Annotated in this window: 16 protein-coding genes; 13 read left to right on the forward strand and 3 right to left on the reverse strand. The window is 69.3% G+C overall.

Annotated features, from left to right (window positions below):
* Positions 1 to 117: 117 nt before the first annotated feature.
* From ACYVD1_RS12010 to ACYVD1_RS12040, 7 genes are all read left to right on the forward strand, one after another.
* Positions 118 to 783, forward strand: a complete 666-nt coding sequence (locus tag ACYVD1_RS12010) for a TetR family transcriptional regulator (RefSeq protein WP_460771439.1) — start codon at positions 118 to 120, stop codon at positions 781 to 783.
* Between the two features lie 48 nt (positions 784 to 831).
* Positions 832 to 1,761 (forward strand): ABC transporter ATP-binding protein, encoded by a 930-nt coding sequence (locus ACYVD1_RS12015; RefSeq protein ID WP_460771441.1) that lies wholly within the window; start codon positions 832 to 834, stop codon positions 1,759 to 1,761.
* Positions 1,758 to 3,356 (forward strand): ABC transporter permease, encoded by a 1,599-nt coding sequence (locus ACYVD1_RS12020; protein WP_460771443.1) that lies wholly within the window; start codon positions 1,758 to 1,760, stop codon positions 3,354 to 3,356. Before ACYVD1_RS12015 ends, ACYVD1_RS12020 begins: the two co-directional genes overlap by 4 nt.
* 230 nt (positions 3,357 to 3,586) lie before the next feature.
* Positions 3,587 to 4,474, forward strand: a complete 888-nt coding sequence (locus ACYVD1_RS12025) for an undecaprenyl-diphosphate phosphatase (protein ID WP_460771445.1) — start codon at positions 3,587 to 3,589, stop codon at positions 4,472 to 4,474.
* Positions 4,475 to 4,629: 155 nt separating this feature from the next.
* Positions 4,630 to 5,484 carry an alpha/beta hydrolase gene (locus ACYVD1_RS12030; protein WP_460771448.1) on the forward strand — a complete coding sequence of 285 codons (855 nt, stop codon included), beginning with the start codon at positions 4,630 to 4,632 and terminating at the stop codon, positions 5,482 to 5,484.
* 105 nt (positions 5,485 to 5,589) lie between these two features.
* Positions 5,590 to 6,963: an amidohydrolase family protein gene (locus tag ACYVD1_RS12035; RefSeq protein WP_460771450.1), complete on the forward strand. Its 1,374-nt coding sequence runs from the start codon at positions 5,590 to 5,592 to the stop codon at positions 6,961 to 6,963.
* A gap of 4 nt (positions 6,964 to 6,967) precedes the next feature.
* Entirely contained in the window at positions 6,968 to 7,582 is a 615-nt protein-coding gene (locus tag ACYVD1_RS12040; RefSeq protein WP_460771452.1) for a TetR/AcrR family transcriptional regulator, read from the forward strand.
* Between the two features lie 10 nt (positions 7,583 to 7,592).
* Here ACYVD1_RS12040 and ACYVD1_RS12045 read toward each other — a convergent pair whose 3' ends face one another.
* Positions 7,593 to 8,066 carry a VTT domain-containing protein gene (locus ACYVD1_RS12045; RefSeq protein ID WP_460771456.1) on the reverse strand — a complete coding sequence of 158 codons (474 nt, stop codon included), beginning with the start codon at positions 8,064 to 8,066 and terminating at the stop codon, positions 7,593 to 7,595.
* Between the two features lie 6 nt (positions 8,067 to 8,072).
* Positions 8,073 to 9,170 carry a dual-specificity RNA methyltransferase RlmN gene (gene rlmN, locus ACYVD1_RS12050; protein WP_460771458.1) on the reverse strand — a complete coding sequence of 366 codons (1,098 nt, stop codon included), beginning with the start codon at positions 9,168 to 9,170 and terminating at the stop codon, positions 8,073 to 8,075.
* A 215-nt stretch (positions 9,171 to 9,385) separates the two neighbouring features.
* Between rlmN and ACYVD1_RS12055 the strand changes: the two genes are divergently transcribed.
* Together ACYVD1_RS12055 and ACYVD1_RS12060 are read left to right on the forward strand one after the other, a co-directional pair.
* Complete coding sequence (locus ACYVD1_RS12055; RefSeq protein ID WP_460771461.1) at positions 9,386 to 10,471, forward strand: suppressor of fused domain protein; 1,086 nt, start codon at positions 9,386 to 9,388, stop codon at positions 10,469 to 10,471.
* A gap of 214 nt (positions 10,472 to 10,685) precedes the next feature.
* Entirely contained in the window at positions 10,686 to 11,918 is a 1,233-nt protein-coding gene (locus ACYVD1_RS12060; protein WP_460771464.1) for an MFS transporter, read from the forward strand.
* On the opposite strand, the gene ACYVD1_RS12065 is transcribed toward ACYVD1_RS12060, so the two are convergent.
* Positions 11,901 to 12,299: a BlaI/MecI/CopY family transcriptional regulator gene (locus ACYVD1_RS12065; protein WP_460771467.1), complete on the reverse strand. Its 399-nt coding sequence runs from the start codon at positions 12,297 to 12,299 to the stop codon at positions 11,901 to 11,903. The genes ACYVD1_RS12060 and ACYVD1_RS12065 overlap by 18 nt on opposite strands.
* Positions 12,300 to 12,843: 544 nt before the next feature.
* Here ACYVD1_RS12065 and ACYVD1_RS12070 point away from each other — a divergent pair.
* The 4 genes from ACYVD1_RS12070 (at position 12,844) to ACYVD1_RS12085 (ending at position 18,720) form a co-directional block, all read left to right on the forward strand.
* Positions 12,844 to 16,479, forward strand: coding sequence for a multifunctional oxoglutarate decarboxylase/oxoglutarate dehydrogenase thiamine pyrophosphate-binding subunit/dihydrolipoyllysine-residue succinyltransferase subunit (locus ACYVD1_RS12070; RefSeq protein WP_460771469.1), 3,636 nt, complete (start codon positions 12,844 to 12,846; stop codon positions 16,477 to 16,479).
* A gap of 16 nt (positions 16,480 to 16,495) precedes the next feature.
* On the forward strand, positions 16,496 to 16,675 hold the full coding sequence (locus ACYVD1_RS12075; protein WP_460753382.1) for a DUF6104 family protein: 180 nt from the start codon (positions 16,496 to 16,498) through the stop codon (positions 16,673 to 16,675).
* A 221-nt stretch (positions 16,676 to 16,896) separates the two neighbouring features.
* Positions 16,897 to 17,748 carry a DUF4097 family beta strand repeat-containing protein gene (locus ACYVD1_RS12080; protein ID WP_460753386.1) on the forward strand — a complete coding sequence of 284 codons (852 nt, stop codon included), beginning with the start codon at positions 16,897 to 16,899 and terminating at the stop codon, positions 17,746 to 17,748.
* Complete coding sequence (locus ACYVD1_RS12085) at positions 17,749 to 18,720, forward strand: PadR family transcriptional regulator (RefSeq protein WP_460771471.1); 972 nt, start codon at positions 17,749 to 17,751, stop codon at positions 18,718 to 18,720.
* Positions 18,721 to 18,738: the final 18 nt, after the last annotated feature.

The raw sequence follows: 18,738 nt of genomic DNA on the forward strand, positions 1-18,738 counted from the left end.
AACTTCCCCCTCCTGGCCTGGGCCCGACCCAGTCGGCCGACCCGAACGTGCCCCGAGTGTACGCCCGGAACGGAGGATCCCTTGCGCCGGACTAAACACATGTTTAATGTATTGAACATGGGTTCAAGGAGGAGGGCCCCCTCTGACGGGGACCTCACCACACGCGCACGCATCCGCGACGCGGCCATCGCCTGCTTCGGCGAGAAGGGCTTCCGTGTCACCGTGCGTGCCATCGCGAGCAGGGCGGGAGTCTCCCCCGGCCTGGTCATCCACCACTTCGGCAGCAAGGCCAATCTCCGGGAGACCTGTGACGAGTACGTCAGGCAGACCATCTACGAGACCAGGAAGGAACCGGTGAGCCGCCCCAGCACCGAAGGGATGGTTCGCTCCCTCAAGGCCGTCGACCAGCACTCCGGCCTCCTGGCCTACCTCTTCCGGGCCATGCAGGAAGGCGGGGAGCTCAGCCGCCACCTGTACGAGGCGATGGTCGCCGACGTGGAGAGCCTCCTGGACGTCGGCGTGCGAGAGGGCACCATCCGCCCCAGCCGCGACCCGGCCAAGCGGGCCCGCTGGCTCGCAGCCAACGGATTCGGGTCGATCCTGCTGCTCGTGACGATGCAGCAGGACCAGAAGAACCCCGACTTCAGCCAAGTGCTGCACGAGTGGGAGCAGCAGCACATACTCCCCGCCCTGGAGGTGTACACAGAGGGCCTGATGGCGGACCGCACCATGCTCGACGCCTACCTGCTCTACGTCAGCGATCCACCTGAGGAGGAGAGCTGACCTACCCGGAGAACAACAGGCCCCCACCCGATCAGGAGTTACACCACCATGTCCGCACCCGCCATCGAAGTTCGCGGCCTCGACAAGCACTTCGGGCGCTACCAAGCACTGGACGAACTCGACCTCACCGTACGCCCCGGCCAGGTCGCCGGGTTCCTGGGGCCGAACGGCTCGGGCAAGTCCACCACCATCCGCGTCCTGCTCGGATTGCTCCGCGCAGGCTCCGGCAGCGTCCGCCTCCTCGGAGGAGACCCCTGGAAGGAGGCCGTGTCCCTGCACCGGCGCCTGGCGTACGTGCCCGGGGACGTCTCCCTTTGGCCGAACCTGACCGGCGGCCAAGCCATCGACCTGCTGGGGCGGCTGCGCGGCGGGCTCGACACCCGGCGCAAAAGTGCCTTCCTGGAGCGCTTCGAGCTCGACCCGACCAAGAAGGCCCGGACCTACTCCAAGGGCAACCGCCAGAAGGTCGCCCTCGTGGCCGCGTTGGCTTCGGACGCAGAGCTGCTCATCCTCGACGAGCCCACCTCGGGCCTTGACCCGCTCATGGAGACGGTGTTCACCGAGTGCGTGCGCGAAGTCAAAGAGGAGGGCCGCACGGTCCTGCTGTCCAGCCACATCCTGTCCGAGGTCGAGAAGCTCTGCGACACCGTGACCATCATCCGGCAGGGGCGCACCGTGGAGTCGGGCACCCTCGACGAACTGCGCCACCTCACACGCTCGACCGTTCACGCCGAGGTCGAACGCGACCCGTCCGGCCTCTCATCCCTTCCCGGGGTCCACGACCTGGAGGCCGAGGGTTACCTGGTCTCCTTCGCGGTGGACAACCAGCACATCGGGTCGGTTCTGAGTGAGGTCACCGCCCTGGGTGTGCGCTCGCTCGTGAGCAACCCGCCCTCGCTGGAAGAGCTCTTCATGCGTCACTACGGCGACGAGCTGGCCGCGCTCAACGGTGGCAGCAAGGGAGGCGAGGGCAAGTGAGCGGCTTCACCGGCACCGGGACGCTCGCCCGGTTCATCCTGCGCCGGGACCGGATCCGGCTGTCCGTGTGGAGTCTGGCGCTGGCAGGGACGACCGCCGCCACCGTCCCCGTCCTGGATGACATGTTCGCTACCGAGGAGGAGCGCCAGGGCCGGGCCGCCCTCATGGACACACCGACCGGTATCGTCTTCGGCGGCCCCGGCTACGGGCTGGACGACTACACCCTCGGCCCGATGATGGTCAACGAGTTGACCATGTCACTGCTCATCGCTATGGCGGTGATGAGCATCCTGCACGTCATCCGGCACACACGGGCCGAAGAGGAGAGCGGGCGCGCCGAACTGCTGCGAGCCAGCATCATGGGCAGCGGAGCACCCATGGCCGCCGCGCTGTTGACCATCACACTGGTCAATCTGCTCATCGGCGGCGTCATCGCGCTCACGTTGACCGGCTTCGGCCTGGCAGCCCCCGACTCGCTCGCCTACGGTCTTGGGCTGGCCCTGGCGGGTATCGCCTTCGGTGCGATCGCAGCCGTCTGCGCCCAGGTCAGCGAGCACGGAAGGGCTACCTCAGGGCTGTCCTTCCTCGTGGTGGGGGTGCTCTTCATGCTCCGCGTGGTGGGCGACATGGCCGAGACCGGGGGCAACATGCTCTCCTGGCTCTCCCCATTCGCGTGGGGACAGCAGGCCCAGCCGTTCCACGACCTGCGCTGGTCCCCCCTGGCCCTGTACGGACTGCTCATCGTGGCCCTGGTGATCGCCGCGTACCTCCTGTCCGTCCGCCGCGACCTGGGCGCAGGCCTGATCGCCACCCGCCCCGGGCCGGCAGGTACGGGGCAGCTGCTGCGCGGTGTGACCACCCTCCACCTGCATCAGCAGCGCGGCTCGATCCTGGCCTGGACGCTCGGGGTCCTGCTGTTCGCGGTATCCTTCGGCACCCTCGCCACAGAGGTCGAGGGGATGTTCGAAAGCAACCCGGACCTGCAGGCGGTGTTCGGGACCGACGTCGACGACGTGATCGGCGGCTTCCTCGCCTTCGTCTCCAGCTACGTCATCATGGGAGCCGCGGCCTTCGGGGCACTGTCCGTCCTGCGGATGCGCGCGGAAGAGAGCTCGGGCCGTACCGAACTGGTGCTGTCCGCTGCGGTGGGCCGGGTGGCGTGGCTCGGTTCCGCGCTGGTCGTGGCCGCCGCCTCGACCCTGTTCGTCGTGGTTGCCGGAGGTCTCGGGCTGGGACTGGGCGCCGCCGCCGTCCTGGAGGACGGGGCGTGGGTCGGCCGACTGCTGCAGGCGGCCTTGGCACAGCTTCCCGCGGCGCTGGTGTTCGGCGCCCTGGCGGCGCTGGTCCTGGGGACGCTCCCGCGGCTGACGGGCCTGCTCTGGCTGTGGCTGGGGTACAGCATCCTGGCGACGGTGATGGGCGGTCTCCTGGAGTTCTCCGACTGGGCGATGTACCTCAGCGCCTTCGAGATACTCCCGCGGCTGCCCGCGGAGGACTTCGACCCCCTCCGCTACATCCTGTACTCGGGCGCGGTCCTGCTCGCGGGTGCGCTGTCCCTGGCCGGATTCCGCAACCGGGACTTGGCCACAACCTGACAGAACCGACGTGACGGTACCGACCCGGTGCCCGCCGGCGGAGTGCACCTCCGTCCGCGGGTACCGGACTCGCGCGACACACCGGACCCCAACCAGGTGTTCACCTGCAGGGGAGGCCCCGTTCACCCGCAGCGGCGCTAGCCTTGGTCGGGAAGTTTCCGCGGCCGGAGAACCCCGACCTCGTGAGCGAGGCATCGGCCACTCCGCCCCCTCCGAAAGGCCTCCGCCCCGTGACCGTCCTCGAGTCCGTGATCCTCGGAGCAATCCAGGGTCTCTTCATGTTCATCCCGGTCAGTTCGAGCAGCCACTTGGCGCTGGCCCAACACTGGTTCATCCAGAAGGGTTCAGAGCTTCCGCCTCCGGAGTCCCCGGAAATGGTGTTCTTCAACATCGTCGTGCACGTGGGCACAGTGGTATCGATCCTGATCGTCTACCGGCACACGCTGACGGGTCTCGTCGCCCGCTCCTTCGCCGACCTGCGCGGATTCCTGGGAGCAGGCCCACGGACCGAGGGCCTCTACCTCAAACTCATGATGATGGGCCTGTTCGCGGTGGCGGTCACCGGAGTGCTCGGGCTGACCATCCGCGAACCGCTGGAGAACGTCTTCGCCAACCCGGCGCTGATCGCCCTCCTGCTTTGTCTGACCGGCGTACTGCTCCTGTGGACCGACCTGTTGAGTCCGCGCCCGAAAGGCCTACGGGACTTCACCTGGATGATGGCACTGGTCATCGGTCTGGCCCAGGCCATGGCGTTCGCCCCGGGCCTGTCCCGCAGCGGCATAACGATCGCAGTCGCCCTGCTGCTCGGGCTGCGCCGGCGCTGGGCCGCCGAGTTCAGCTTCTTCATCGCCATCCCGACGATCATCGCCGGGAACGTCCTGCTGCCGATCCTCGAACCGGAGGTCCTCTCCGCCATCGACCCGGTGCCCCTCCTGGTGGGCTTCGTGGTCGCGGCGATCGTGGGCACGCTCTCGCTCCTGCTGGTGCTGAAGCTGCTCTACAAGGCGCGCCTGCGGTACTTCTCCTACTACGTGTGGACGCTGGCCGCGCTGATCCTGGCAGACGCCTACGGACTGATCGACATCGGCCTCACCGGAGCGGTCGGCGCCCACCCGTGACGCGGCCCGTGCCGGTCGGGCATCGAGAGCGCGGGCCCCTTCTCCCCCGTACGCGCCGAGGCCCCGGTTCGCTGTACAACTCGGGAGGATGTACCCGCCGGGATCGGGTAGCCCGCACGGGAACCCGATCGCCAGTCGACACGAAAGGGGATCCCATGTCCGTGGCGGAGGACCGCACCCGGCCGCGTCGCACCCGGCGCGTCCTGACCGCGGCCGCCGTCGTCACCCTCGTCCTCGTGGTGCTGATGGGACTCTTGTGGGCCTTGCAGAGGTCGGTCATCTACCTGCCCATGGGCGGCGAGCCGCCGCCCGCCGGCGAAGTCGTCCCAGGCGCTGAGGACGTGCGCCTGCACACCGACGACGGCCTGGAGCTCGGCGCCTGGTTCGTCCCCGCCGAAGGCGAGGACCGCGAGACCGCCGTCCTGGTGACCAACGGCAACGCGGGCAACCGGGAGAGCCGCGCCCCCTTGGCGCGCGCCCTGGCCGCGGAGAGCTTCTCGGTGCTGGTCTTCGACTACCGGAGCTACGGCGGCAACGAGGGCTCACCCTCCGAAGAGGGCCTGACAGCCGACGCGCGCGCCGCTTCGGACGCCCTGGCCGAGCGGGGGTTCGAGGCGGAGGACACCGTGTACTTCGGCGAGAGCCTGGGCGCGGGCGTGGCCGCCAACCTCGCCGCGGAACGGCCCCCCGGCGCGCTGTTCCTGCGCTCCCCGTTCAGGTCCCTGGCGGACATGGGCAGCTACCACTACCCGATCGTCCCCGTGCGCCTGATCCTCCGGGACGACTACCCGGTGGCCGAACGGGTCGCTGACATCGATCGGCCCACGAGCGTGGTCGTCGGCGACGCCGACACCGTCGTCCCCCCGGAACAGAGCCACGCGGTGGCCGAGGCCAGCGCGAACCTGTTCGAGACGGTCGACCTGCCCGGCCGGGGCCACAACGACCCCGACACCATCCACGGCTCCGAGGTCGTCGACGCCGTGGTCCGCCTGGCCGACGAGGCGGTCTGACTCCGGCGAGAACTGCGAACCTCCACCCGCACAGCCCCGGGAGGTCGCGGCCGCTAATATAAACAGATCAATCGGTCTATTAATGCACGGAGTCTCGGAAGGTCCATGAGCGAAGCAGACGGCACGACGGAGCAGGGCAAGGGCGGCCATGGGAAGAGGAGTGCGCGACGACGGTTCCTGCGCGGGCTGCTGGTGCTGGGCGGCCTGGGGGTCCTCGTCGGCGCCGGGGGTGTGGGCCACTTCCTCGCCACCATGTACCGACCGAGGGAGGACCCGCAGCGGGGCCGACTCGCCCTGACCGGCGCCACGGTACTCACCGGGGAGGACCTGGAACCCCGCGAGGGCACGACGGTGCTCGTCGAGGACGGTGTTATCGCTGAGGTCGCCGCCGACGACGACGTGGCACTGACGGAGGGCACCGAGATCGTGGACCTGAGCGGTCATACGCTCATTCCGGGCCTGATCGACCTCCACGTGCACCTGGGCTTCCCACAGCAGGAACCCGATGAGGAGCTCGGTCCGACCGACATCCCGGGCGTGTTCTACGAGATGATGCGCTACGCGCCTTCGGCCCGCCGCGATCTGCTCGAGCACGGGGTGACGACGGTGCGCGGCTTGGGGGACGACCACACGTGGATCATGGAGATGCGCCGGATGCTCCGCGGGGGCGAGCTGGAGGGTCCGCGCCTGTACACGTCGGGCCCCCTGTTCACCACCGTCGGCGGACACCCCGTCGTGACTTTCGGCGTGGAGGCCGGCTCCGACACGGTCCGCCTGCCGACCACCGCCGAGGAGGCCCGGAGCGACGTGCGCGCGCTCGCCGCCGGTGACGACCCGGTGGACCTCGTCAAGGTGGTTCAGGAACGGGGGAATCCCGAACAGGGGGAATTGGACCCCGTCCCCCCGGAGGTCTTCGAGGCCATCGTGTCCGAGGCGCACGAACACGGCCTCTCCGTCACCGCGCACTGGGGCTCCGAACCGGACCTCGCCGAGGCCCTGGCCGCCGGGGTGGACGGGGTCGAGCACTTGGAGGCTCGGGGCGTCCTGGACGGGTGGCCGGAGGACCTCCTGGACGAGCTGGTCCGTCGCGGCATCCCCGTCACACCGACGCTGGCCGTCACCGAGGTGGCCCTCGACCCGGACGAGCACCGGCAGCTCCGGGAACGGCTGGCTGAGCTGTACGACGCCGGTGGCCGGATCACCGCCGGAAGCGACGCGGCCGTGCCCGGTGTCTCCTTCGGCTCCGGCCTTCACCGGGAGCTGGAGCTCCTGGCCGACAGCGGCATGGGGCCGCACGCGGCGTTGAAGGCCGCGACCAGTGAGGCCGCCCGGGTACTCGGCACCGACCGCATCGGCGCTGTCGAGGTCGGCCGCGCTGCCGACCTGGTCGCTCTCACCGGTGACCCGCTGGCCGACATCACCCGCGTCCGTGACGTGACCTCGGTCTACCGCGACGGCCGCCGCGTGGTGGGAGGCTGAACCCATGCGCAAGGTCGACCCTGCCCGCCACCGGGCCAAACGCCGCCACATCATGCACGCCGCGGCGCCGTTGTTCGCCACCCGCGGCCTGGACGGCACCTCCACCGCCCAGATCCGCGAGGCCGCGGGAGTCAGCTCGGGCACGCTGTTCCACTACTTCGCCAGCAAGCGCGCGGTCCTGCTCGCCCTCCTGACCGACGAGGAGGGCGACAGCGCCGAACGCGTCGCCGCCGCTCGCGAGCACGACGACCCCTGGACCGCCCTCCTCGACCTGACGGAGCACCTGGCCGCGCCGGCGGCGAGCCCCGTGGCCGCCGGGCTGGTGATGGAGGCGCTGCGGCAGGCGCGTCGCGACCCCGAGCTTGCCGAGGCGCTGGAGGCCGACAGCGTTTCCGAACTGGAGGCTCTGACCCACCTGGTCTCCCGGGCCGCCCGGGAGAGCGGGGCGGACCCGGTCCTGGACGCGGAGGCGACCGCCGCCTGGATCCAGGCACTGGTCGGCGCGCTGTTCCTGCGCGCGGCCACCGAGACCGGATTCGACGCCGCAGCGCACCTGCGCGACCTGCGGCTTCTGTTGGGCCGGTTGGTGGGCGGCACCGATCCCCGAACCGAATGCTGAAGATCCCCGCTCAGGTCGGCAGGAACGACATGGCCCAGGCGGGCGCCAGCACCAGGATGAGGAAGCGCGCGGCGCGGGTGACGAAGGTGACCGCGCAGAACAGCACGAGGTTCATCCGGACCACACCGGCGAGTACCGACACCACCATGAACGGCGGGATGCTCGCGAAGGAGCTCAGGGCCAGCAGTCCGGCGCCCCAGACCGGGCGGTCCTCCGCCTTGGCGCGCCATTGCGCCACCCGCGCGGACCACTTGCCTGTGGTGGCGGCCCTGCGCCTGAGCCACGGCGCGGAGATCGTCCCCCGGCCCACGTGGTAATAGGGGATCTTACCGAGGGTCTGCCCCACCGCGGCGGCCAACGCCATCGCGACGAGGGCGCCGTCGTCCACGACGGCGACGGCGCCCACCAGGTACAGCTCGATGTTGATGAGCGGGACCAGCCCGGCCGCGGTGGCCACCACGAACGCCAGGGCGGTCTCGGTCATCCCGGGCTACTTCTCAGCGGCGGCGAGCTGCCCGCAGGCACCGTCGATCTCCTGGCCGCGGGTGTCCCGGACCGTGACGGAGACCCCGTGTGACTGGAGCCGCCGCACGAACTCCCGCTCGTCCTCAGGGCGCGAAGCCGTCCACTTCGATCCCGGTGTCGGGTTGAGCGGGATGAGGTTGACGTGCACCAGGTGGCCCTTGAGGAGCTTGCCCAGCAGGTCGGCCCGCCAGGCCTGGTCGTTGATGTCCTTGATCAGCGCGTACTCGATGGACACGCGGCGGCCGGTGGTCCCGGCGTAGCGCCAAGCGGCGTCCAGGACCTCCTGGACCTTCCACCGGGTGTTGATGGGCACCAGCTCGTCGCGGAGTTCGTCGTCCGGGGCGTGCAGGGAAATGGCCAGGCGGACCTGCATCTTCTCGTCGATGAGCTTGTTGATCGCCGGCACCAGGCCCACCGTGGAGACGGTCACACCGCGCTGGGAGATGCCCAGGCCGCCCGGGACGGGGTCGGTGAGCTGTCGGCAGGTCTGCAGCACCCGCTTGTAGTTGGCCATGGGCTCGCCCATGCCCATGAACACGATGTTGCTGATCCGGCCCGGTCCCCCGGCGACCTCGCCGCGGTCGAGGTCACGGGCGCTCGCGACCACCTGCTCGACGATCTCGCCGGTGGACAGGTTGCGGGTCAGCCCGGCCTGGCCGGTGGCGCAGAACGGGCAGTTCATGCCGCAGCCGGCCTGAGACGAGATGCACAGGGTCACCCGGTCCGGGTAGCGCATCAGCACCGACTCGAACATGACCCCGTCGAAGGCCTTCCACAGGGTCTTGCGGGTCATCCCGTTGTCACAGGTGATGTGCCGGACCGGGGTGAGCAACGTGGGCAGCAGCGCCTCGCCGAGCTTCTCCCGGGAGCCCTCGGGGAGATCGGTCATCTTGGCAGTGTCCGACTCCAGGGCACCGTAGTAGTGCTGGGCGATCTGCTTGGCCCGGAAGGGCTTCTCGCCCAGTTCCCGCACGACCTCCCGCCGCTCTTCGGGGCTGAGGTCGGCCAGGTGCCGGGGCGGCTTGGCGCGGCGGGGTGCGACGAATGTGAGCTCGGCGGGCATAAGTATCCGTAAGGAGTGGAGTCGGTGGACTGCGCCCGGCGCGGAAGGTATGTGACGGCACGGGTCGTTATACGACCTATACGCGGCTTCAGTGCTGCTCCGCCTGTCAGGGCACTACCGTCGATTCTACTTACTGTGTGGACGGCCCGGACTGGGTACGGTTCCGGGTGCAACGACAAAACGACAGCCTTGAGGGTCGGCACGTGGGAGGGCCGGTGACCGGGATCGACGTCCTACTCGACGAGATCAGTCCGTATCAGAGTCGTCGCGTCGTCGTCGAGTGTGACTCCCACACCACGGCCGCCTACCTGCTGGACGCCCGTGAGCGCATCCGGGTCCCGGTGTGGCTGGCCAACCACGAGAGCGCCCCGCGGGAGAGCGAGTCGAGCGGCCTATACGAGGGCCAGGCCCCGCTGATGCCGGAGGCCTACACCAAGCACCCGCAGGGGCGCCCCCGCTTCGACCCGGCCACGCTGCGAGCGGTGTGGTTCGAGGAGGGCGACGGGGTGGCCCTCGTGGACGAGGAGGGCCTGCTCGCGGTGATACCGGGCTGGGCCGAGGCCGACAGCGGCCTTCCCGGATACGCCCGCGAGGCGATCGGGCACAGCGCTTACGCCTGGGAACTGGACTCGGTCAAGAACCAGTTGTGGCCCCGGGTGGTCCACGCCGAGGCGTACTGGGACTGGCGGCGTGCCTCCGGGGCCTGGCGCAGCGTGCAGCGGACCGTACTCAGCCACCTGAACCGGCGGATCGGCGAGCCCGGGCACTACTGGGACGTCTCCGACGGGCACCCGCCGCTGCTGCGGGTCTCGGAACGCCCGCCCACCGAAGAGAGACCCTTCACCGTGCTCTCCACCGTGGGCATGTGCGGGCAGCGGATGCCCACCCTGGACCGCTACATGGCCGACACCTCCCACCATGCGCGGGTGGAACTGGCCCTGGCGACGACCATGCCCGCCCACCACGCAGCACGGATCTTCCGGTGGATCGGGGCGTTCCCGTGGCGGGCGGTCACCTGGTTCGGGACGGGGCACACGGTCAAGTGGCTGGACAACCCCGAGGACCGCTCCATGCGCGGCGGCGCGGGCGCCGTTCTGCTGCTGGAGGACCCCAGCCCCTTGATGAACGACCCCGCCCACCTGCCACCGGACACCTCGGGGCTGACCTTCCAGGGGGACCCGGTGCGGTGGTTGTGGATCGTGCCGATCTCCCGGCCCGAACACCTCTTCGCCAAGGAACACGACAGCGCCACCCTCGTGGAGAAGCTGGCGGCGGAGGGCCGCAGCTGGGTCCTGTCCTGAGTTCCGGCCCGGGTTCTGGACCGGCCCTGTCCCGGTGCGGGCGAGCCCCCGCACCTGTGTGGGTGGGCCTCCCCCGGGGAAAAGGTGTTGACCCCCTCCCCCCGATCCGCGAGTGTGCTTCGGTCGCTGTTTCACCGGGGCAGCGGGGCCGGGGGTGAGAGGGCGGGGCCGGGGGTGAGAGGGCGGGTGCGGGGATGACAGGGCAGGTTCGGGAATGACCCGGACGAGGGACGCCGGTCCCGGTATCACCGCGCCGTTGGCGCACCCGGCCTTCCGGGTCCTGGCACTGGGCCGGGTGCTGATGCTCTTCGCGAACGGCATGGCCTCGGTGACCCTGGCCTTCGCCGTGCTGGACGTGACCGGTTCACTGGCCTTGGTGGGCTTGGTGGTGGGCGCGCGTTCCGCGGCCAACGTGGCACTGCTGCTGTTGGGCGGCGTTATCGCTGACCGGTTGCCGCGCTCACTGGTGCTCCAGGGCGGTTGTGCGCTGGCCGCGCTCTCGCAGGGCCTGTTGGCCCTGGCGCTGCTCACCGGCGCCGCGTCCCTGCCCCTGATGGTCCTTTTGAGTGTGGTGAACGGAGCCGCTGCGTCGGTGAACCTGCCTGCCGCGGCGGCGCTGACCCCGCAGACCGTTCCGCACCGCCTCCTACGCCAGGCCAACGCCCTGGTGGGCATCGCCAAGCACATGGGCATGTTCGCCGGGATGTCCGTGGGCGGTGTGGTGGTCGGCCTGGCCGGTGCCGGATGGGCGATCGCCGCGGTGGCCGCCCTCTTCGCCGCGGCCGGTGCGGCCTTCCTCTTCCTCCGCCTGCCGACAACCTCCGTGGTGGCGGCCTCGGGCGGGAGCGTCTTGGCCGACCTGCGGGACGGGTGGGGCGAGTTCGTGGCCCGGCCGTGGGTGTGGATCATCGTGCTGCAGTTCATGGTGGTCAACGCCGGGTGGTCGGCCACGACCGCAGTTCTGGGTCCGGGGATCGCCGACGAGACCTTCGGGCGGACCGCGTGGGGACTCCTCCTGGCCGTCAACAGCGCCGGGCTGCTGGTCGGCGGGGTGCTGGCCGCGCGCTGGCAGCCTCAGCGCGCCCTGTTCTACGGGACTGCTCTGGTGGCGTTCCAGACCGCGCCGTTCTTCGTGCTGGCCACCCCTTCGCCGGTGGTTCCTCTGCTGTTCGCGGCGATGTTCGTCGGCGGGGTGGCGGTGGAGCAGTTCAGCGTGGCCTGGGAGGTGTCGGTGCAGGAGAACATCCCGCCTGAACGGCTCTCCCGTGTTTACTCCTACGACGCTCTGGGGTCGTTCGTGGCGATGCCGGTGGGGCAGGTCGCGATCGGCCCGGTGGCCGAGGCGATCGGGCCGGGCCGGGCACTGCTGATCGTGGCGGGGCTGACGCTCGCGGCGACCGGGGCGGCGGTCTCCACGCGGAGCGTGCGCTCACTGAGGCGCCGGTGAGGTGCGGGAGCGGCCCGTGCCTCGCCGGTCGCGCACCTGGCTGAACACGTGGTGGAGGCGGGCCATCTCCTCGTCGCTGAAGCGTTCCACGAACCGGAGCAGGGTGGCGCCGGGGTCGGGGCCGGTGTCGAGGACTTCGCCCATCATCCGTGCGGTGTACTCGGCGTGGCTCTCCCGGGGCCAGTAGACCCAGGCGCGGCCGGACTTCTCGCGGTCCAGCATCTCCTTGTGGAAGAGGATGTTCGCGACCGTCATGACGGTTGTGTAGGCGATCTCGCGGTCGTAGACCATGGTCTCGCGGACCTCACGCACGGAGAGCGGCCCCTCAGAGCGCCACAGCGCGCCCATGATGGCCGCCTCCAGTTCCCCCAGCCCCTTCATGGGCCTCCCCCACCCGTATCTCGTCGGCGTTCGTAAGGCGATCGTAGGCAGGGGAGGGTCGTCCACGGGGGCGAACGGGGTAGAGCGCGCAGATCCGTACACCGCCGTGACCGATCACCGGCGTTTCACCGCCGGGCACCCCTCGCGCACCGTCGGTTGCTGTCTGGCGGCGCCGATCGGGACGCCGTCGAGAAACATGTGACGCGCCACACCGGGCTTGGCCGGAGGCGGTCACAGGAACGCGCAGCAAAAATCCCGACAAACAGGAGGAAATGCGACGCCATAGACACCCAGGGCAAGGGAGGCGACACGAAGAGGCAAGACCCGTGTGAAAGATTGTTAGGTATCTCCCAGTTGCAACAACACGGATGTTCCCGCCCAGGAGGCCCATACAAGTAGCCTGGTACTCGACGAGTGCTGGCCAGGTCAGATAGTCCTCGCGCGAGCGGGGCGATACCTTGCTTCTATTGAGCCCGCCTTGCCAGCAGCCACCCGTCTTTCCTACACATTCACAAGCGAGCTGCGGAAGTGGGCGATCTCCGCCGTGTCGTCTGAGGCGTCTCAACCCCTGACAGATTTCGGCCCCAACGAGTGGTTGGTCGAGGAGCTTTATCAGAAGTACTTGAACGACCCGAACTCCGTTGACAAGGCCTGGTGGAACTTTTTCGCGGACTACAAGCCCGCGGAACCGGCTGGCGGCAAGGCAGGGGGCGGCGCTGCGAAGACGCAGGGCGAAAAGGCCCCCGCAGCCCCGGCTCCTAAGAAGAAGTCCGCCGCCGCGGCACCGGCCGCGGCACCCAAGAGCACCGATGATGCGCTCCAGGTCAACGAGGAGCGGCTGCGCGGCGCACCCGCCCGCACCGCGACCAACATGGAGTCGAGCCTCGGGCTGCCGACCGCGACGAGCGTTCGCGCGGTGCCGGTCAAGCTCCTGTTCGACAACCGCATCGTGATCAACAACCATCTCCGGCGCGGCCGCGGTGGGAAGGTCTCCTTCACCCACCTCATCGGCTACGCCATGGTCAAGGCACTCCAGAGCATGCCGGAGATGAACCACTCCTACACGGAGGTGGACGGCAAGCCCGGCGTCGCCAAGCCCGAACACGTGAACTTCGGCCTGGCGATCGACCTGCAGAAGGCCGACGGCTCCCGTCAGCTGGTCGTGCCCTCCATCAAGAAGTCCGACGAGATGGACTTCAACGAGTTCTGGAGCGGCTACGAGGACCTGGTCCGCAAGGCGCGCAACAACAAGCTGGGCGTCCCGGACTTCCAGGGCACCACGATCAGCCTGACCAACCCCGGCGGCATCGGCACCGTGCACTCCGTGCCGCGTCTGATGCCCGGTCAGGGCACCATCCTCGGTGTCGGGGCCATGGAGTACCCGGCCGAGTTCCAGGGCGCGTCCCAGGACACCCTGAGCGAGCTGGGCATCAGCAAGGTCATGACGCTCACCTCGACGTATGACCACCGGATCATCCAGGGCGCCCAGTCGGGCGAGTTCCTGCGCCGGATCCACCGGCTGCTGCTGGGCGAGGAGGGTTTCTACGACGAGATCTTCAACTCGCTGCGGATCCCGTACGAGCCGGTCCGCTGGGTCCAGGACATCCACGTCAACAAGGCGACCCAGCTCGACAAGACCACTCGGGTCCAGGAGCTGATCCACGCCTACCGCGTGCGCGGCCACCTGATGGCCGACACCAACCCGCTCACCCACGAGCAGCGCAAGCACCCGGACCTGGACGTGCTCGAACACGGCCTGACGCTCTGGGACCTGGACCGCGAGTTCCCGACGGGGAGCTTCGGCGGCAAGCAGGTCATGAAGCTGCGCGACGTTCTGGGCGTGCTGCGCGACACCTACTGCCGCACGGTAGGTATCGAGTACATGCACATCCAGAGCCCGGAGGAGCGGGAGTGGATCCAGTCGCACGTCGAGCGCGAGCACGAGAAGCTCGACCGCGACGAGCAGCTGCACATCCTGCACCGGCTCAACAGTGCCGAGGCCTTCGAGACCTTCCTGCAGACCAAGTACGTGGGTCAGAAGCGCTTCTCCCTCGAGGGCGGCGAGTCGCTGATCCCGCTGCTGGACGGCGTGATCTCCAAGGCGGCCAGGGCCGGGCTGGACGAGGCCGTCATCGGCATGGCCCACCGCGGCCGCCTGAACGTGCTGGCCAACATCTGCGACAAGTCCTACGGGCAGATCTTCGGTGAGTTCGAGGGCAACCTCGACCCGCGCAGCGCGCACGGCTCCGGTGACGTCAAGTACCACCTGGGCACCGAGGGGACCTTCGAGACCCGCGAGGGCGACAAGATCCAGATCAACCTCGCCGCCAACCCGTCCCACCTGGAGACGGTCAACCCGGTGGCCGAGGGCATCGTGCGCGCCAAGCAGGACGTCCTGGACAAGGGCCCGCACGGCTTCACGGTCCTGCCGATCCTGATCCACGGCGACGCCGCGTTCGCCGGCCAGGGCGTGGTCGCCGAGACGCTGAACCTGTCCCAGCTGCGCGGCTACCGGACCGGCGGCACGGTGCACGTCATCGTGAACAACCAGGTGGGCTTCACCACCTCGCCGAACGACAGCCGGTCCAGCGTGTACGCCACCGACGTGGCGCGTATGGTCCAGGCGCCGATCTTCCACGTCAACGGGGACGACCCCGAGGCCGTGGTCCGGGTCGCTCACCTGGCCTTCGCCTACCGTCAGGCGTTCAACAAGGACGTCGTCATCGACATGGTCTGCTACCGGCGCCGCGGGCACAACGAGGGCGACAACCCCGCGTTCACCCAGCCGCTGATGTACGACGTCATCGACGCCAAGCGCTCCACCCGCAAGCTGTTCACCGAGTCCCTCATCGGCCGCGGTGACATCACGGTGGAGGAGGCGGAGTCCGCGCTGCGCGACTACCAGACCGAACTCGAGCGCGCCTTCACCGAGACCCGTGAGGTCGAGCGGAAGCCGGTCGAGGCGGGCGCCGTGGTCAAGCCCGAGGTCTTCACCGAGTCGCGTCTGGACCACTCCAAGGTCGAGACGGCGATCAGCACCGAGACGGTCAAGCGGATCATCGACACCCAGGTGTCGCTGCCCGAGGGCTTCACCGCGCACCCGCGCCTGACGCCCCAGCTGTCCCGGCGGGCGACGATGGTCGAGAATGACGCGGTCGACTGGGCCACCGGTGAGCTGCTCGCCTTCGGGTCGCTGCTGCTGGACGACCACCCGGTCCGCCTGATCGGCCAGGACAGCCGCCGCGGCACCTTTGGTCAGCGCCACGCCTCGCTGATGGACCGCGAGACCGGTCAGACCCACACGCCGCTCAAGCAGTTCGACAACGGGACCACGAAGTTCCACGTGCACGACTCGCTGCTCAGCGAGTACGCGGCGCTGGGCTTCGAGTACGGCTACTCGCTGACCCGTCCGGACACGCTGGTGATGTGGGAGGCGCAGTTCGGCGACTTCGTCAACGGCGCCCAGACCATCATCGACGAGTACATCAGTGCCGGCGAGCAGAAGTGGGGACAGCGCTCCAGCGTGACCCTGCTGCTGCCGCACGGCTACGAGGGCCAGGGCCCGGACCACTCCTCGGGCCGCATCGAGCGGTTCCTGCAGCAGTGCGCGCAGGAGAACATGACCGTCGCGATGCCGACCACCCCGGCCAGCTACTTCCACCTGCTGCGCTGGCAGGCGAAGTCGCCGCTGGAGCGCCCGCTGGTGCTGTTCACGCCGAAGTCGCTGCTGCGCCTGAAGGCCGCGACGTCGGCCGCCGAGGACTTCACCTCTGGCACCTTCCAGCCGCTGATCGGGGACGACTCGATCGCGCCTGAGAAGGTCCGTCGCGTGGTCATCTGCTCGGGCAAGATCTACTACGACCTGGACGCGGCCCGCCGCAGCAGCGGTGACAAGCACACCGCGATCATCCGGGCGGAGCGGCTCTACCCGCTGCCGATCGAGGAGATCCGCGAGCAGCTGAAGGCCTTCCCGGACGCGGGCGAGGTCCTGTGGGTCCAGGAGGAGCCGGCGAACATGGGGCCGTGGCCCTTCGTCGCGCTTGTCTTCTCCGAGCAGCTCGACCGCCCGTTCACCCGGATCTCGCGTCCGGCCTCCTCCGCGCCCGCGGCCGGTTCGGCCAAGCGGCACGAGGCCGAGCAGCGTGCCCTGGTGGACACGGTGTTCCCGCCCGCCGAATAAGCGGACGGACAACTGCATGTACTACACCGATCGTGGAATCGAGGAGTTGGAGAACCGCCGCGGTGAGGAGGAGGTCAGCTTCGCCTGGCTCGCCGAGCAGCTGCGGGTGTTCACCGACATCAACCCCGAGTTCGAGACCCCGGTCGAACGACTGGCCACCTGGTTGGCCCGGTTGGACGACGAGGACGACGAGTAGTCACACGGCACCGCCCTGAGCGGAGCAGCCACCCTGAAGGGCCCGGATCGTGCGGATCCGGGCCCTTCGGCCTGTCCGGGACCCCGCAGTCCGTCGAGAGCTCGCTCAGGGGTGACCCCGAGGTCTCCCCGATGCGACCCTGGAAATCCGCGACATATCTTGAGTTCTACGGACACGCGACATATCGTGAAGCCATCGAGAGCGAGTGGAAAGGATTCACGATGGCTCAATGGACCATCGACAGTCCGATGACCCACACCCTGGACGGCATCGTCGCCCTGAAGGTGCGGATCGTCGGCGGCCAGGTCAACATCATCCCCACCGACGACCCGGTCACCTTCGAGATCACCGATATCGAAGGTGAGCCGCTGGAGGTCACCCAGGAAGCGGGCATCCTCACCATCCACTACCGGGACCTCACCGGCCAGGGGCTGCTGGACCGGCTCAAGCCCATCCAGCTGTCCGGCTACAAGGACGTCGCCTCGCGCCGGGCAACGGTCAACCTGCGCGTCCCGCGTGACTGCCCGGTCGAGGTGGCCACGGCGAGCGCACCCGTGGTGGTCGCCGGTCTGACCTCCCGCAACCGGATCCGAACCGCGACCGGCGAGATCACCCTGGACGACGTCTCCGGCGAAACCGAGGTCAACACCGCCTCGAGCGGCGTTTCGGTACGGTCCCCCGGCGGCACCCTGGGCTTCAACAGCGCCAGCGGCCAGCTGGCGGTGGCGGGCGGCCGGCTCTCCGACCTGCGCGCCAAGACCGCCTCCGGCCACGTACTGGTCGACACCGACCTGACGCCCTCAGCCCGGGTCCGGCTGAACACCGTCTCCGGCGAGGTGGCCCTGCGGGTGCCCTCGGAGAGCTCCGCCACGGTCGAACTGCGGACCGTGACCGGGAAGCTGGACTCCGACTTCGGCCTCGACCGTCGGAGCGCGCCAGCGCGCAACGCCCTGAGCGGCAAGATCGGAGTGGGCGTCGACCCCGCTTCCATCACCGTCAACACCGTGTCCGGCCGGACCGCACTGCTGCGGCGCGCGCCGGAGGCTCCGGCCGCGATCCCCGAGGGGGCCTGAATGACCACCATTTTCGGCCACGGCAGACTACGGCTCTACCTGCTCAAGATGCTGGACGAGAGCCCGCGGCACGGCTACGAGATCATCAGCCTGCTCCGTGACCGCTTCCTCGGCGTCTACTCGCCGTCACCCGGCACCATCTACCCCCGGCTCGCGCGGCTGGAGGAGGAAGGGCTGGTCACGCATACGGAGGAGGGTGGACGCAAGGTCTACAGCCTCACTGACAAGGGCCGTGAGGAGCTGCGGTCGCGCAGCAGCGACCTGGACGACCTCGAGCAGGAGATCACCGACTCGGTCCGCGACATCGCCCGTGCGGTGAAGCAGGACGTTCGGGCCACCATCAGCTCGCTGCGCGAGGAGCTCAAGTTCGCGGCGGGCGACCGCGGTGAGGGGTCCTCCCAGGGCGAATCCGAACGTGAATCCCCGCGCGCAGACTCGGAGCGTTCCGAGGAGGAGCAGCGGGACCGCGGAGACAGCGGCATGTGGGCCCGTGAGTGGGAGCGGTTCGCCCAGGGCATCGGCGCCTTCGGGGCCGTCTGGGGCCGCACTGACCGGGACGGTTCCGAGCGGGACGGCAACCGGGAGAGCGACGGGGACCGGCAGGACCACGACCGCCCCGACTTCGAGCACGCCCTGCGCGACTTCTCCGCGCGTGTGCGCGACATGGTGCGCGGCGCCGGCCAGGTCGGCGGCTCCGCCGCGCACGACCTCCGTCGGATCCTGGACGACACCGTCGAGGTGATCCGTCGGGACATGGGCGGCTGGGGACCGTCATCCGGGGAAGGTCCGGAGTCCAGCGAGAGCAACCGCCCGGCGGACGGGTCCTCGAAGGACGGCGGCGAGGAGCGCGCTGAGGGGCACGGAGAGGGCTCGAAGGAAGAGCCCGAGGCCCCTCGGGCACGACCGATGCCGCCCTCCGGGGACGAGGACCCCTGGGGCACCGCCACCGGCGAGTCGGACCAGCGAGGCTGACACCGCTCAGCTGGCGGA

It is taken from the genome of Nocardiopsis nanhaiensis, from assembly GCF_054778635.1.

Coding starts and splice junctions, on each gene's coding strand:
- ACYVD1_RS12010 (WP_460771439.1), top strand. CDS start 118: ATGGGTTCAAGGAGGAGGGCCCCCTCTGACGGGGACCTCACCACACGC.
- ACYVD1_RS12015 (WP_460771441.1), top strand. CDS start 832: ATGTCCGCACCCGCCATCGAAGTTCGCGGCCTCGACAAGCACTTCGGG.
- ACYVD1_RS12030 (WP_460771448.1), top strand. CDS start 4,630: ATGTCCGTGGCGGAGGACCGCACCCGGCCGCGTCGCACCCGGCGCGTC.
- ACYVD1_RS12035 (WP_460771450.1), top strand. CDS start 5,590: ATGAGCGAAGCAGACGGCACGACGGAGCAGGGCAAGGGCGGCCATGGG.
- ACYVD1_RS12040 (WP_460771452.1), top strand. CDS start 6,968: ATGCGCAAGGTCGACCCTGCCCGCCACCGGGCCAAACGCCGCCACATC.
- ACYVD1_RS12045 (WP_460771456.1), bottom strand. CDS start 8,066: ATGACCGAGACCGCCCTGGCGTTCGTGGTGGCCACCGCGGCCGGGCTG.
- rlmN (WP_460771458.1), bottom strand. CDS start 9,170: ATGCCCGCCGAGCTCACATTCGTCGCACCCCGCCGCGCCAAGCCGCCC.
- ACYVD1_RS12060 (WP_460771464.1), top strand. CDS start 10,686: ATGACCCGGACGAGGGACGCCGGTCCCGGTATCACCGCGCCGTTGGCG.
- ACYVD1_RS12065 (WP_460771467.1), bottom strand. CDS start 12,299: ATGAAGGGGCTGGGGGAACTGGAGGCGGCCATCATGGGCGCGCTGTGG.
- ACYVD1_RS12075 (WP_460753382.1), top strand. CDS start 16,496: ATGTACTACACCGATCGTGGAATCGAGGAGTTGGAGAACCGCCGCGGT.
- ACYVD1_RS12080 (WP_460753386.1), top strand. CDS start 16,897: ATGGCTCAATGGACCATCGACAGTCCGATGACCCACACCCTGGACGGC.
- ACYVD1_RS12085 (WP_460771471.1), top strand. CDS start 17,749: ATGACCACCATTTTCGGCCACGGCAGACTACGGCTCTACCTGCTCAAG.